The organism is Haliea salexigens DSM 19537, from assembly GCF_000423125.1.
GTDB classification, from domain to species: domain Bacteria; phylum Pseudomonadota; class Gammaproteobacteria; order Pseudomonadales; family Halieaceae; genus Haliea; species Haliea salexigens.
On record NZ_AUHJ01000009.1, the window covers coordinates 141,682 to 154,240 of the forward strand.

13 protein-coding genes are annotated in these 12,559 nt (G+C 60.5%); 5 read left to right on the forward strand and 8 right to left on the reverse strand.

Annotated features, from left to right (window positions below):
- Positions 1 to 150 precede the first annotated feature (150 nt).
- Positions 151 to 1,881, forward strand: coding sequence for a DUF1800 domain-containing protein (locus G533_RS0111880; protein WP_027950138.1), 1,731 nt, complete (start codon positions 151 to 153; stop codon positions 1,879 to 1,881).
- A gap of 1 nt (position 1,882) precedes the next feature.
- Positions 1,883 to 3,265 (forward strand): DUF1501 domain-containing protein, encoded by a 1,383-nt coding sequence (locus tag G533_RS0111885; RefSeq protein WP_240472425.1) that lies wholly within the window; start codon positions 1,883 to 1,885, stop codon positions 3,263 to 3,265.
- Positions 3,266 to 3,335: 70 nt separating this feature from the next.
- Here G533_RS0111885 and G533_RS0111890 read toward each other — a convergent pair whose 3' ends face one another.
- Entirely contained in the window at positions 3,336 to 3,914 is a 579-nt protein-coding gene (locus tag G533_RS0111890) for a PEP-CTERM sorting domain-containing protein (RefSeq protein WP_027950140.1), read from the reverse strand.
- Between the two features lie 433 nt (positions 3,915 to 4,347).
- On the opposite strand from G533_RS0111890, the gene G533_RS24805 reads away from it, so the two are divergent.
- Positions 4,348 to 4,491, forward strand: coding sequence for a hypothetical protein (locus G533_RS24805; RefSeq protein ID WP_158413416.1), 144 nt, complete (start codon positions 4,348 to 4,350; stop codon positions 4,489 to 4,491).
- Positions 4,492 to 4,546: 55 nt separating this feature from the next.
- Here G533_RS24805 and G533_RS21800 read toward each other — a convergent pair whose 3' ends face one another.
- From G533_RS21800 to G533_RS0111910, 4 genes are all read right to left on the reverse strand, one after another.
- Positions 4,547 to 5,131, reverse strand: coding sequence for a TetR/AcrR family transcriptional regulator (locus tag G533_RS21800; RefSeq protein WP_240472426.1), 585 nt, complete (start codon positions 5,129 to 5,131; stop codon positions 4,547 to 4,549).
- Positions 5,132 to 5,385: 254 nt separating this feature from the next.
- Positions 5,386 to 5,901 carry a carboxymuconolactone decarboxylase family protein gene (locus tag G533_RS24810; RefSeq protein ID WP_158413417.1) on the reverse strand — a complete coding sequence of 172 codons (516 nt, stop codon included), beginning with the start codon at positions 5,899 to 5,901 and terminating at the stop codon, positions 5,386 to 5,388.
- On the reverse strand, positions 5,891 to 6,352 hold the full coding sequence (locus tag G533_RS24815; RefSeq protein ID WP_051230260.1) for a carboxymuconolactone decarboxylase family protein: 462 nt from the start codon (positions 6,350 to 6,352) through the stop codon (positions 5,891 to 5,893). The genes G533_RS24810 and G533_RS24815 overlap by 11 nt, the downstream gene beginning before the upstream one ends.
- Positions 6,353 to 6,392: 40 nt before the next feature.
- Positions 6,393 to 6,812 carry a DUF1330 domain-containing protein gene (locus G533_RS0111910; RefSeq protein ID WP_027950142.1) on the reverse strand — a complete coding sequence of 140 codons (420 nt, stop codon included), beginning with the start codon at positions 6,810 to 6,812 and terminating at the stop codon, positions 6,393 to 6,395.
- Positions 6,813 to 7,013: 201 nt separating this feature from the next.
- Here G533_RS0111910 and G533_RS21810 point away from each other — a divergent pair, with 201 nt between their 5' ends.
- Complete coding sequence (locus G533_RS21810; RefSeq protein ID WP_051230261.1) at positions 7,014 to 7,376, forward strand: hemerythrin family protein; 363 nt, start codon at positions 7,014 to 7,016, stop codon at positions 7,374 to 7,376.
- Positions 7,377 to 7,426: 50 nt separating this feature from the next.
- Here G533_RS21810 and G533_RS21815 read toward each other — a convergent pair whose 3' ends face one another.
- From G533_RS21815 to G533_RS21820, 3 genes are all read right to left on the reverse strand, one after another.
- The gene (locus G533_RS21815) at positions 7,427 to 8,713 is read right to left on the reverse strand and encodes an alginate export family protein (protein WP_051230262.1); all 1,287 of its coding nucleotides are present in this window, start codon (positions 8,711 to 8,713) and stop codon (positions 7,427 to 7,429) included.
- A gap of 1 nt (position 8,714) precedes the next feature.
- Positions 8,715 to 10,454 carry a nitrite reductase gene (locus tag G533_RS0111925; RefSeq protein ID WP_027950143.1) on the reverse strand — a complete coding sequence of 580 codons (1,740 nt, stop codon included), beginning with the start codon at positions 10,452 to 10,454 and terminating at the stop codon, positions 8,715 to 8,717.
- 86 nt (positions 10,455 to 10,540) lie between these two features.
- On the reverse strand, positions 10,541 to 12,091 hold the full coding sequence (locus G533_RS21820) for a 4Fe-4S binding protein (RefSeq protein WP_205622609.1): 1,551 nt from the start codon (positions 12,089 to 12,091) through the stop codon (positions 10,541 to 10,543).
- 118 nt (positions 12,092 to 12,209) lie between these two features.
- Between G533_RS21820 and G533_RS0111935 the strand changes: the two genes are divergently transcribed.
- A complete protein-coding gene (locus G533_RS0111935) occupies positions 12,210 to 12,557 on the forward strand; it encodes a hypothetical protein (protein WP_027950144.1) in 348 nt (115 codons plus the stop codon).
- The last annotated feature ends 2 nt before the right edge of the window (positions 12,558 to 12,559 follow it).

The following is a 12,559-nucleotide window of genomic DNA, read 5'->3' on the forward strand; positions in this document are numbered from 1 at the left end:
TGCGGGCGATGCCAAGACTTCCTGACGACGCGCGCGTAATGCCACAGCGACGTCCGCCACAAACCGGCTTTTCCCACAGGTTTCAGAAGACAGTTACCCGCAGAACACCTAAGCTTTGTTTGGAGCAAATTGCAAACGAGGCGCGAGTCGTTGAAAGCAGCAGCTATTGCAGTGATTGTTCTGTGTTTCGCCGCCGTCAGCGGATGTGGCGGGGGCGGCGGTTCTGGAGCCGACCCGGCGCCGGACGCGCCGCCCGTTACCCCAGCCCCCATTGAACCAGAGCCGGAGCCAGAGCCTCTTCCGGGAGAAGAGCCCCTGCGCGGCATTGACGCCGCCGCCAGGCTGGCATCGCGGGCCACCTTTGGTATGCCCTGGGAAGGTATCCGTGCTATCGATGAGGCGAGCGAGAGTGGCTGGCTGGACGCGCAGCTCGGCGCCAATGCAAGCTCACACGATGCGGTAGTCAGCGAATTGATGGCGCGCGCCGCACGCGGTGAATTAGCCGCACTGGACCCGGACCCAACCCGCCTCGAAGGGCTTTTCAGCCGCATGGCGTGGTGGCACACAACACTTACCGCGCCGGACCAGCTGCGCCAGCGTGTCGCGTTCGCCCTCAGCGAAATCTTTGTTGTCTCTGACAACGTCGACCTGCTTTACCAGTCGCCTTACGCGCTGAGCAATTATTACGACACCCTACTGCAACACGCCTTCGGCAACTTCCGCGACTTGCTGCTGGCCGTCACCCTGCACCCAGCCATGGGTGTGTACCTCAGCCACCTGCAGAACGCCGCGGCCGACCCGGAGGCCAACACCTTCCCGGATGAAAACTACGCCCGGGAAGTGATGCAGCTGTTCAGCATTGGTCTGTTCGAGCTCAACCCCGATGGCACAGAACGGCTGGACGAGAGTGGCCAACCGATTGCCACCTACAGCAACGACGATATCCGGCAGTTTGCCAGAGTCTTCACCGGGCTTTCCTGGGGCGGACGCAACGCGGACTTCCGGGCTTACAAACCGCTGTTCCGAGAACCCATGCGCATGTTCGAGGCGTTCCACGACAGCGGGGAAAAACGCTTGCTGCGCGGCACCGTCCTGCCCGCAGGGCAAACCGGCATGCAGGATATCGAGGACGCTGTGAACAACCTGTTCCAGCACCCGAATGTGGGGCCATTCATCGGCCGCCAGCTCATTCAGCGTTTGGTCAGCTCCAACCCCTCTCCCGAGTATGTCGCCCGCGTCGCGGCCGCGTTCAACGGTGACGGCGGCGAGCCGCGTGGGGATATGCGCGCCACCATCAGGGCGGTGCTGCTGGACCCGGAAGCGCGGGCCGAACCGGACCCGGCGCAATCGCGTGGCAAATTGCGAGAACCGCTGCTTAGACTGATTGCCACCCTGCGCCAGCTCAACACCACCAGCCCGGATGGTTTCTACGCCAATGCGGGCTTCTACGTGCAGGAGCAAATCCAGCAGCACCCATTATCTTCGCCCAGCGTGTTCAATTTTTTCCTGCCGGCTTTCGCGCCAGTGGGCGAGATCGCCGATAGCGGGCTGGTCGCGCCTGAATTCCAGATCACCAACAGCAGCTCCATCGTCGCCATTTCCAACCTCCTGCAAGGCGCGATTCTGGGTGACTTCCTCAACGACCTGCGGGAACCACCGTTCAGTGCCGCCACGTTCGACCTGAGCGAATACGTGGCGCTGGCAGATGACGTGCCCGCCCTGCTGGATCGACTGGATACCGTCTTTACTTACGGTACGTTGGGCGAGGAGACCCGGGCAAGCCTGACCTCCACGGCGCTGCAGCTGGATGACCTGGAACTGCGTACCCGCGTGGTGCTGTACCTGCTGTTGATATCTCCCGATTATGCGGTGGAATTATAATATGCTGACGCGAAGAGGACTTTTACAGCGCGGCCTGCTGCTGGGCGGTGCGGCCACCGGCGCGAGCAGCCTGCTACAACTCGGACTGGTGCGGCGCGCCGCCGCCCAGAATGCCAGCGGCGACTATCGCGCCCTGGTGTGTGTGCTGCTGGCTGGGGGCAACGACTCCTTCAATATGCTGGTGCCCTGGGACAGCGACGGTTATGCCGGCTACGCCAGCATGCGCTCGGACCTCGCCCTGCCGCGCAGTGCACTGCGACCGCTTGCCGGCAGCGACAGCGCGGGGCGCGCCTATGCGGTGCACCCCGGCATGCCCGGTTTGCAGCGCCTGTTCAACGAGAGCGATGCCGCGCTGCTCAACAACGTCGGTGCTTTGGTCGCACCACTGGATAGCGCTGCCATCGCGGCTGGTAACTGGCCGGTACCGCTCGGACTGTTCTCGCATGCCGACCAGATCCAGCAGTGGCAAACCGCAGTCTCGGATGCACGCATCGCCCAGGGTTGGGGCGGGCGCATTGCCGATCTGTTGCAAGCGCGTTCGCCCTACAATGGCCTCGCCATGAACATTTCGCTGTCCGGGAATAATGTTTTCCAGAGCGGCAATACCACCACGCCCTACAGCATCACCACGGATGAACAGGGCGCGAGATCACTCAATGGCTACACCGATGACTCACCGGGCGGCAATTTTACCCGCGCAGTCGTCGACGACCTGCTCGCCCGCAACCAACAACAACTGCTACGCCGCGAATATGGCGACCGGTTTACCGAGGCGCTCGCTACGCAGCAAGCCGTGTCTGGTGCGCTGGCGATGGCGCAGCCACTGAGCACGCCATTCGGCACCGACCCCTTTGGCCAGGCGATGCGCCAGATCGCGCGCATGATCAGCGTGCGCGATCAACTGGGCGCCTCGCGGCAGACGTTCTTTGTTACCGTGGGGGGCTGGGACCACCACGATGGCCTGCTGGAGAACCAGGCCTCCATGCTGCCGATGATCGATGCCGGGCTGCTGGCGTTCCGCGATGCCCTGGGGGAGCTGGGCGCACTGCCCATGGTGACCACATTCACCACCTCGGACTTTGCACGCACGCTCACCTCCAACGGCAAGGGGTCGGACCACGGCTGGGGCGGGCACCATATCGTGATGGGCGGCGCCGTGAATGGCGGCAGATACTACGGTGAGTACCCGGACATACACCCCGACAATCCCCTGGATGTGGGGCGGGGCGTATACGTACCCACCACCGCGACCGACCTGTATTTTGCCGAGCTGGCCCGCTGGTTCGGTGTCAGCGACAGCGACTTGAATGCGGTACTGCCAAATCTGGACAGGTTCTATTCGATCGGCTCAGGTGCGCCACTGGGCTTCATGCTGGACGGTTGAGGCACTAGACCCCACAACGAAAAAGGCCCCGCAGTGCGGGGCCTTTCAACATCGAGCTGAGTAGCGCGTTCTAGCGACGCTGCTTCAGGCGGCGCGCACCCGCCAGGCCAAACAGGCCCAGGGCGAAGATGGCGAGTGTGCCGGGAGCCGGGACGGGGCTTGCCACTGCTGCTGCCTGTACTGTCAGCGATTGGAATGCGCCACCAGCAAGCGAGACGTCGTAGACGCCCGCGGCACCGAATGACTCGTCAAACATCAGTTCACCGACCAGAGTCCAAGAGGCTGAATCGCGCTGCGTGGTGCACAATGCTCCTACGATGGGGTAAGTATTGCATTGAGCATTGTCCACAAAAGAGCTGGGGGCTCCGCTCGCTGCGCTGCCGATTGCCTGGGGACCAATTGCCAGTTCCACGTTCTGCGCGTCGGCGTAGGCAGTGCTGCCACTGAAGCGTGAGTAATCAAGATCAATGGTGAGGGCGTACGTCTGGCCCATGGTGATGACCGTGCTGCTATCGGTCCAGGCACTGCCGTCCAGCGATGCACCGATCACCGTGTAGGTGCCAGTGAGATCCTGGTCTGGCGCTGACGCGTTGACAAAGCCAGCCGCGATACTACCGAGAAGACCAAGTGCAAAATGCGAAATCTTCATAAAAAAACCCTTACATATGAAATTGGACGATGACGCAATACATTAAGCACACATCGTGCCAACTTGCCGGCACTGAGTCGAGCGCGTGTACCCAAGATAGATCAAACACTGCCGGCGCAACAGACGATAAAGATTTTTTATCATAAAAAACAGTTTGTTATGGAATTGATAGCGACACCAAACGTTCAGGCGGAAAAATAGCCGGGATGTCGGAAAATAGGTAAAACCTGCGGCAGAAAGAGCGAGGAATTCTCTGAAAACTGAACCACTGTAAAAAAAACCGACAGGGTCGACAACGCCAAACAGCCAGCGACAAATGAGTGACAAGCTCTTGAAGCGCGTCTAAACTAGGTTGCTGGACGCAAACAAGAATATTAACTCTGCCGGCGGCAGGCCCCATGCGCCGACCGGCATGCAGCTACAAGGACCTTCCATGTCAGATACCATCGCCATCGCCGGAGGCAGCGGCGGCCTGGGTGCGGCCATGTGCCGCCACCTGGGTTCGCAGGGTTTACACGTTGTGGTCGGGTATCAACGCCGCTGGAAGCGCGGCGATCTAGGCTGTCGAATTCTGTGAACCACAGTGAATCCACTGATTGTGGATCCGAGCTATCTGTGGGTAGGACTTGAGATTAATCCGTGTTGGTGAGGAACCGTTTGATGCTGCTTTCGTAATCAGCAAACACAGCATGGAGATCCAGCGCCTCGGCATTTACCAGCCACTGATAGATGAGACCGAAAATGAACGCGTTGAACTGCACTGAAAATTGATCCGGGCTGATCACTGGGTTTATGTCGCCCGTCTTAATTCCGGAGCGCACCCAACTCACCACGTCTTCTCGATAGATGCGATGATGTTCTGCCAGCTTATTGCGAATCTTCGAATTGTGACCCAGCGACTCATACCATAGGATATACATGGCACGCATATAGTCGCCCTCGGTGGTGAGGAAATCACGCACTCCGCCCAGCGTACCAAGCAGAGCAGCTATGCCGGTTTTCCCACCGACATAGCTGCCAAGGTGTACTTTCCAGCGCTCATCGAAACGCTCGAACAGCTTGTCGAGAAAGGCCTCTTTGGAGCCAAAACGGGAATGCGCGAGGCCACGGCTATATCCCGCGCGTTCGCCAATTTCCTTTAGCGTCGTGCGCTCGGTGCCGCGCTCTACAATCAACTCAACAGCCACCTCAAACATGCGCGTGTCAGACAGCGCCACTCTCTCCGCCTGCGTTCTGCGACGCGTACGGGTGTCGTCTGCCCGCTTACCCGATGCTGTCACCCTCTATTCTCCCACCCCTGCAACGTTCACAATACTCCGCTCCATCGCTTTTCCTAGTCAATGACGTTTTTTGGCTGCAACGCGCCTTAAAAGCCTTTCATGCTGTTTTTCTGAAAAAACATCATGCCAAGCCTCCCATATATAAGACGCAGGTTTTGGTGTTACATAGGTGCGCATCCTGGCCGGCTCTCCTAGCGGGGGATACTGATTTCCATACGCGGCATCGCCTCGGGCATGCCGCCCAACGCCACCGCACAGCGCGATGAGCCATTGAACCATGCCACCAACAGTGACAGGTGCAACAACTCCGCCTCACTGAACTGATCGCGCAACGCGCTGCGCAACGCGTCATCCATGCCGGCAGGATCCAGGTTGTACTGATCGACAAACGCCACCAGCAGCCGCTCCCGCGGCGACAGCTCGGCGTCCGGCTCATTCGCGCGTATCATCTGCACTTTTTCTTCGGTCAACCCATCGCTGATCGCCACGTCATACCGCACCGCCTGACACATCACGCAACCCGTGTGGCGCGCATTGCGCAACCGCGCCAACTCCACTTCAGCAGCGGGCAGAGGGCCCGCATCCCACACCGCGGCATTGAGCGCCAAGTAGGGCTCCAGGGTGCCGGGCACAATACCCAGCGCGGAATCGCGAATGACGTTGCCGGAGTTACCCGCAGGTGGTTGCACTCTCGCACTAACTGGCATGTTGATGTACTCCCACAGGCGCTGCCTGCCACAAAAGACCCAAACGGATGAGCCCGTCAAATACCCCCAGCGCCTGCAACAGGGCCACCAGGCCGTCCTCACCGATGTGCGCCTTGACCGCATCGGCCTGGGCGTCGGTGATGGCGCCACAGTCCATCGCATGCACCTCGGTAAACTCGAGGCAGGCGCGCTGCTCATCGGTAAATACGGATGCGCGCGGCCAATCCTGCAGCTGGGCGCGCTGCTCGGCGGATACCGGCACTTCCTGCAGCGCGAAATCTGCATCGCTGCGGTGCAGTTGCGCGAGCCGCAGGCGACACAGCTCCAGGGTTTCAGGAGCCACCTGTGGCAACCGATACACACTTCGGTAGAGCTCACGAAAAGGACCGCTGATCGCAGGCAAGCGGTCCAGCAGCTGCTCCCGATCGAGCCCCTCGACAATCCAGTTCATATGTTCCTCCTCTCCCTGACGGGCGCCGACCGAATCACCATCAGGCGCTGAATGCAGCACCCGCCTCTGCCTGACCCAGGCGTATCAAGCGGCTGTCTGCAACCGCTACCTGACGGTGCACGACAATCGCACGGTATTCGGGGTCGGTGACCATGGCCATGAAGGCACCGGAATTGGGATAGAGCGCCACAAACGCGACATCCCATTGCTCGTCCGCCGGACCAATGACGACACATTCGGGCCGCCCACGCCAGAGGATGCTGCCGCCCAGACGCTTGAAAACCGGCCCACTGTATTTACCGTAACGGCTGTAGGCTTCTGCCCCGGTGATGGTCTCGCCATCGGGGTACACGGCCTCGGCGTTGAGCCGAACCAGGTTCAGCATCATGATCGGCGTATCACGCGGCAGCGACTTGAAAACATCAAACTGTTCGCGGGTGGGATCGACGTTGTGACTCATACGTGCTCCAGTGTTGCTTGTTATTCGGGCGCCAACCGTGGGGGCTCGGCGCAGCGGCAGCGAACCGCCTTGCGCCCAAGCTTAACGCTACTGCCTGCGCAGGTATAGCGCACTGCCCGGGATTGAAAATTGTGCGCCCGGTGGTAGCCATACTAAACCACGCGCGCTGTACAGCACCGAAAGACCGGCTATGTTTTCAGTATGCAAAAGACCAGTGACATCCTCTGGCAGGACGCGCAGCATCAGACGCTGTTCGCGATCCTTGACCTGATCGCCCAACCCGAATCCGGCGCGGATGTGGTGCGCCACCTGCACGACTACGCGGAAAGCCACTTTGCGCTGGAGGAACACTACATGGCCGCCCTCGCCTACCCGGAACGCAGCGCGCACATTGCGGCGCACGATCAGTTTCGCGAGGAAATTGCGTCGCTTCTGGAGCAGGAGGCGGACGATGCCGCCTTCAGGGCGGTGGTCGCCACCTTCCTCACCGAGTGGCTCCGCCGCCACGTATTCGGCATCGACAAGGCACTCGAGGCGTTCATACTCGCCTCAGAGCGCAAATAAACGGCGGGGAGGAGTATCGCCCGCCGCGGCGGTCGTAACGTGTGTGTTGTTTAAAATGCGACGTGAGCCGTAAGCCAGACTTTGTCGGTATCCTGATAGGCTGGCGTGCCATCGCCGTCGAAAAACGCCGCTTTCAGCTCCAGTGACAGTTTGGGCGTAAGCGCCCAACCGAGCAGCAGGTCCAGTTCCGAGCCGAGACTGCGGCTGTTCCGGTCGGTCTCGAAGTCGTGGTACACCGCGCGCCAGTTGAAGGCATCACGCTTGCCCGACACCGCGAACCAGGCGTCCTGGATGCCGTCACCGGGCGTACCGAGAAACTTGTCCGCCCAACCCTGGAATTTGTGCAGTGTGGCCAGCGGCGTGCGAAAACCCTGCCCGTTATCGCTGCCCAGTACCTCGTAACCTACCTCCAGCCTGGCCAGCGACAGGGCCCAGCCGGCGTCCACGTTGTAGTAGGTGGCGCGGTAATTCGCTGAATTGTCGCCTGCATCAGACTGGGTTGCGAGTGCCAGATTGAGATTGAAATCCGACCATTGCCCACTGTACTCAACGCCCACCGTGTCGCTGGCATTGGCGACGGTGAGTCCGGGCGCGAAGTTGGCATCCGGATCGATATCCAGCAGATACGCAAACCCGGACAGGCTCTGCTTCTCTGCCGGCGACCAGGTGGCCCGCAGCAGGCCGATGTCGCCGCCCCAATCCGCCGGCTGAGCGCCATCATCGGGCCCGAAGATGCGCCGTACGCGGTACACGTAGCTCGCGTCCACCTGCAGGCCACGCGCGGGCTGCCACTGTGCGCGCAGGCCGTCGTAAGTCTGCTCGTTCTGGCGCCAGACCACGTTGCCGACAAAGCGGTGGTTACCGTGCAGGATGCGCTGGCGACCCAGGGTGCCGTGCACATCACCATTGCGGTAGTCCACCTGCACGCGGTTGATTTCGGTGCCCTCCGGGTCCGCCACGACGGGATAGCGCAGTTCGCCATTGGTGGTGGAGTTGTAAAGATCGTTGCCGATGGCCGTGACATCATCGATTTCAAGTACAAACGACACGCCCGCCCAGTCGGCGGAGACCAGGGTCAACCGCGAGCGCAGAGTCGAGGCCAGCGCTGTATCAGCGAACGGTGCCTGATCCACGTACTCGAGCCGATAACGAAAATCGAGATGGGCACTGCCATTGCTGATCATGCCAGCCACACCATTGCCGTTACTGTCGGCGGTAACGCCGGGCACTGCTGTCAGCGTGGTACCAAGGAGCAGTCCGTATAGACCGTTGGCGCGAACGCTCGGGGCCCCGAAGGGCCCCTTTGCGTGGCTGCCAGATGACAACGGTGAACCCATTTCAGTAGATATCCTTGCGTGTGTTGTACACGTTGAACTTGCCCGTGGGGGTTACCAGCCTCGGATCCTTGATGACATGCTTCAGCTTGCGCGTCTTGTCATCCACGACCACGATGGCCGACACCTGCTCCATACCGTTCCAGACGGAGAACCAGACCTCGTCGCCGGCGGCATTGTACTCGGGTTGCACCACGCGTGCCGGGCCTTCTTCAATCCCTGCCCACTCGGCGATGGGCAACACCTCGTAACCCGCCTCGAAGTCGTCAATGTTATACACCGCCGCCGACTGGCTCACGCTCTCCTGCGGATGCAGGGTATTGTCGACCCACAGGTTGCGGGATTTGGGGTGGGTCTTGACGAACAGCGAGCCACCACCCTGTGCTTTCAGCGTACGCACCACCTTCCAGGCGTGCTGCGGGTGGTTCTCGGGATCGGTGCCGATGAAGGTCATGTTCTCGTTGCCCAGTGCCGAGGTCACCCATACCGGCCCGAACTCAGGGTCAACAAGGTTGGCGCCACGACCGGGGTGCGGGATCTTGGTGACATCCACCAGCGCTTCGATATTCCGGTCCCGGGAATCTACCACAGCGATCTTGTCAGACTGGTTGGCAGCGGTGAGGAAATAGCGGTGGCTCGCATCCCAGCCGCCGTCGTGCAGGAACCGCGCCGCTTCCAGTGTGGTCACGGAAAGCGCATCGAGATTGCTGTAATCCACCAGCAGGATCTTGCCGGTTTCTTTCACATTGACGATGAATTCGGGGTGCTCGTGGGAGGCCACGATCGCCGCAACACGCGGCTCCGGGTGGTATTCCTGCGTGTCTACGGTCATACCGCGTGTAGACATGATCTTGGTCGGTTCAAGTGTGGCACCGTCCATCAACACATACTGCGGGGGCCAGTAAGCACCGGCAATGGCGATCTTGTCTTCGTAGCCGGGGAACTTCGAGGTTTCCACGGAACGGGCCTCAAGACCAATCTTGACCGTTGCCACGCGCTGCGGTGGGTTCATGTACAGGTCGATCATGTCGATCTTGGCATCGCGTCCGATGGTGTATACGTAGCGACCGGAATGCGAGGCGCGTGAAATGTGCACCGCGTAGCCGGTTTTCAGAATGGTGACGATATCCTTGCTGTCCCCGTCAATAAGGGCAATTTCACCGGAATCCCGCAGGGTCACGGAGAAAATATTATCCACATTGTAGCTGTGCTGGGGCTTGGTGGGCCGCTCGGACTCAGGCACCAGGACTTCCCAGGTGTCCATCATCTCCGCCATGCCCCACTCGGGCGGTGCCGGCGGTTCGTGCTGCAGGAAGCGCGCCATGATATCGATCTGCTCTTCGGTGAAGTCGCCAGAAGTGCCCCAGTTCGGCATGCCGCCCGGCGAACCGTAGTTGATCAATACCTTGAGAAATTCTGTGCCACGCTCCTGGGTAATATCCGGTGTCAGGGGCTTGCCGGTGGCGCCCTTGCGCAGTACCCCGTGACAGCCTGCACAGCGCTCAAAGTACAGCTTGGTGGCCAACTCGAACTCGGCCTGGGTCATATCCGGGGCGCCGGGTGAGATCACGCGTTTCATGTCGCCGGCCATGACAGGCGCGCCTTTGTACGCCATTTCACCCGGCGTAACACCGGGGTGGTCAGTCTTGTCCTGGCTCAGCGCCGCTGCGGCGCTCAAACCCAGTGTCACGGAGAACAGGCCTGCGCCTGCACGTTGCTTCCAGCGGTTTGCTTTGGTTTTCATCATCCTTCCCCTTAAACGCGCTCATGTTCAATGCGCTTCTTAAAATGCATTTTATCTGCATGTTCTAGTAGACAACATGACGCAGGTCAACTTTCAGTCCGCCCGGCGGATGCATCCGTGGCGATAACGGCATCCTCCGGCAACTGGCCCTGATAACGCTTCTTGCGCTTGCGCACCAGCGGTGGGCAGCGGTGCCCATCCCAGTAGGTCACCTGACAATCCAGACAGTAGTGGCATTCGTTATCAATAATCTCGCCCGTGGGGCGTATCGCGCCAATCTGGCACTCGTTGGCACAAGTCTGACAGGGGTGGCCGCACTCCACGCGACGGCGCAGCCAGTCAAACACCTTGAAGCGTGTGACAAAGCTCAGAGCCGCGCCCAGCGGGCACAGATACTTGCAGTAGAACTTGCTGTTGAACACCGTGAGAACAAGTAGCAGCAGCGCGTACAGCACATAGGCGGGTGGGCGATCGAACTGCATCACAAACACCGTTTTGAAGGGCTCGACCTCCGCCAGGCGCGCGGCATTGGCCATGGACTCCAGCGCCAACCCGAGAATTGCCAGGAGAATAAGGTACTTGATTGCCCACAGGCGCTCGTGCACCGCGTGCGGGAACTGCCAACCGGCAAAGCCCAGCGCGCGCGATGCCTTGGACAACAGCTCCTGTGCAGCGCCAAAGGGGCACAGCCAACCGCAATACACACCGCGCCCCCAGAGCAGAATGCTAAGCGCTACAAATGCCCAGAGCAGAAAAATGACAGGGTCGAGCAGCAGGCTCTCCCAGGAAAACCCGCCCGCCAGGTTGCGGGCAAACCCCAGCAAGTTGACGACCGATAACTGGGCGTGACAGATCCAGCCGATATACACCACGGTGAATGCGAGCCAGGCGACACGAAAACGCTGAAAGAACCGCTTGTGCTGCACCAGCCAATCCTGCAGGAAAAGCACCAGTAACAGCACGAACAGGGCAACCGCGAGTACCGCCACCTGCACACGGTGTTGCTGCCAGCTCCAGTGCCACTCCGGCTCCGCGGGCTCGGCGGCACGGGACTCGGCTGCAGGTGGCTCGGCTGCGCCTGTCGGCACATCAGAACCTGGGGCCGCGGCGGCATAGGCGGCCAGCACCTGCTCTGCGGCGCGCGTGACGGTGCGCGTAATAACCATTGCGGTGATAGTGGCGCCGCTCAGCCCGTCAATACCGACATACCCCTCCCGATCGTGGGCGCCAACGCGAATAGCGTCAGACGCGTGCTTGCCCACAAACTGGTTCACGAACGCCCGAAGATCGCGGTCGGTAATGCCGACCACCAGAATGGGTTCCTCATGGGCCAGCACGCTGGCGGCCACAAATTTACCGCTTGGTGTCAAGGCGACCAGCACGTTGACGGGCACGCCGGAATACGCAGGAATATGCACGAAATCACTGGTTTCAAATAACAGAACCGCGCCCCCGCCCGGTGCTTGCGCGCTGTAGAGCCCTGGCACCGATTGCACAGGTGCAGCTGCGCCGGCTCCCGGCAAGAGGCGCTGCATCGCTGTTCGATCGACCGCCTGTGCCCTGATCGGCAGTAGCAGCAGCACTAGACCCACCGCCAGCGACAGGATGACGGGCAACAGTAACCGGTAGTTCAACACGTCTTTGCATCCCGCAACTTTATGGGAACCAGCATAGACAAGGCTTTATAAGAAGCAAATGACTTGCATCATTTTATTCCCGGCCTGAATACGGTTTACTGCGCACATGAATCGTTGGATGGCCTGCTTACTGTTCGCCGCCGGCGCTGCCAGCGGCGCCGACAGTGACCTCGTGAACGAGCGTTTCACAACCTCAGGGGAAGATATGGAAGCGCATTGGGCGATCGACTGTAGCGCCACCGTGGCGGCATTGACCGAGCCCGGCGCACAAGGCGCGGGGCAAAGGCGCGCCGAGCTGGCAGACGCCCTGCGCAAGTGCGGTTTCATTTACCAGCCACCCGGTGCGGACACGGTTGACCACTGTCCCGACTACAACCGCTTGTTGCAGGCCCTGGAAAAGGATGACACGTCCGCGCTGGACAAATCACTCAAGCAGGCGCCGGCCTGCGCAACTACACTGCACTAACT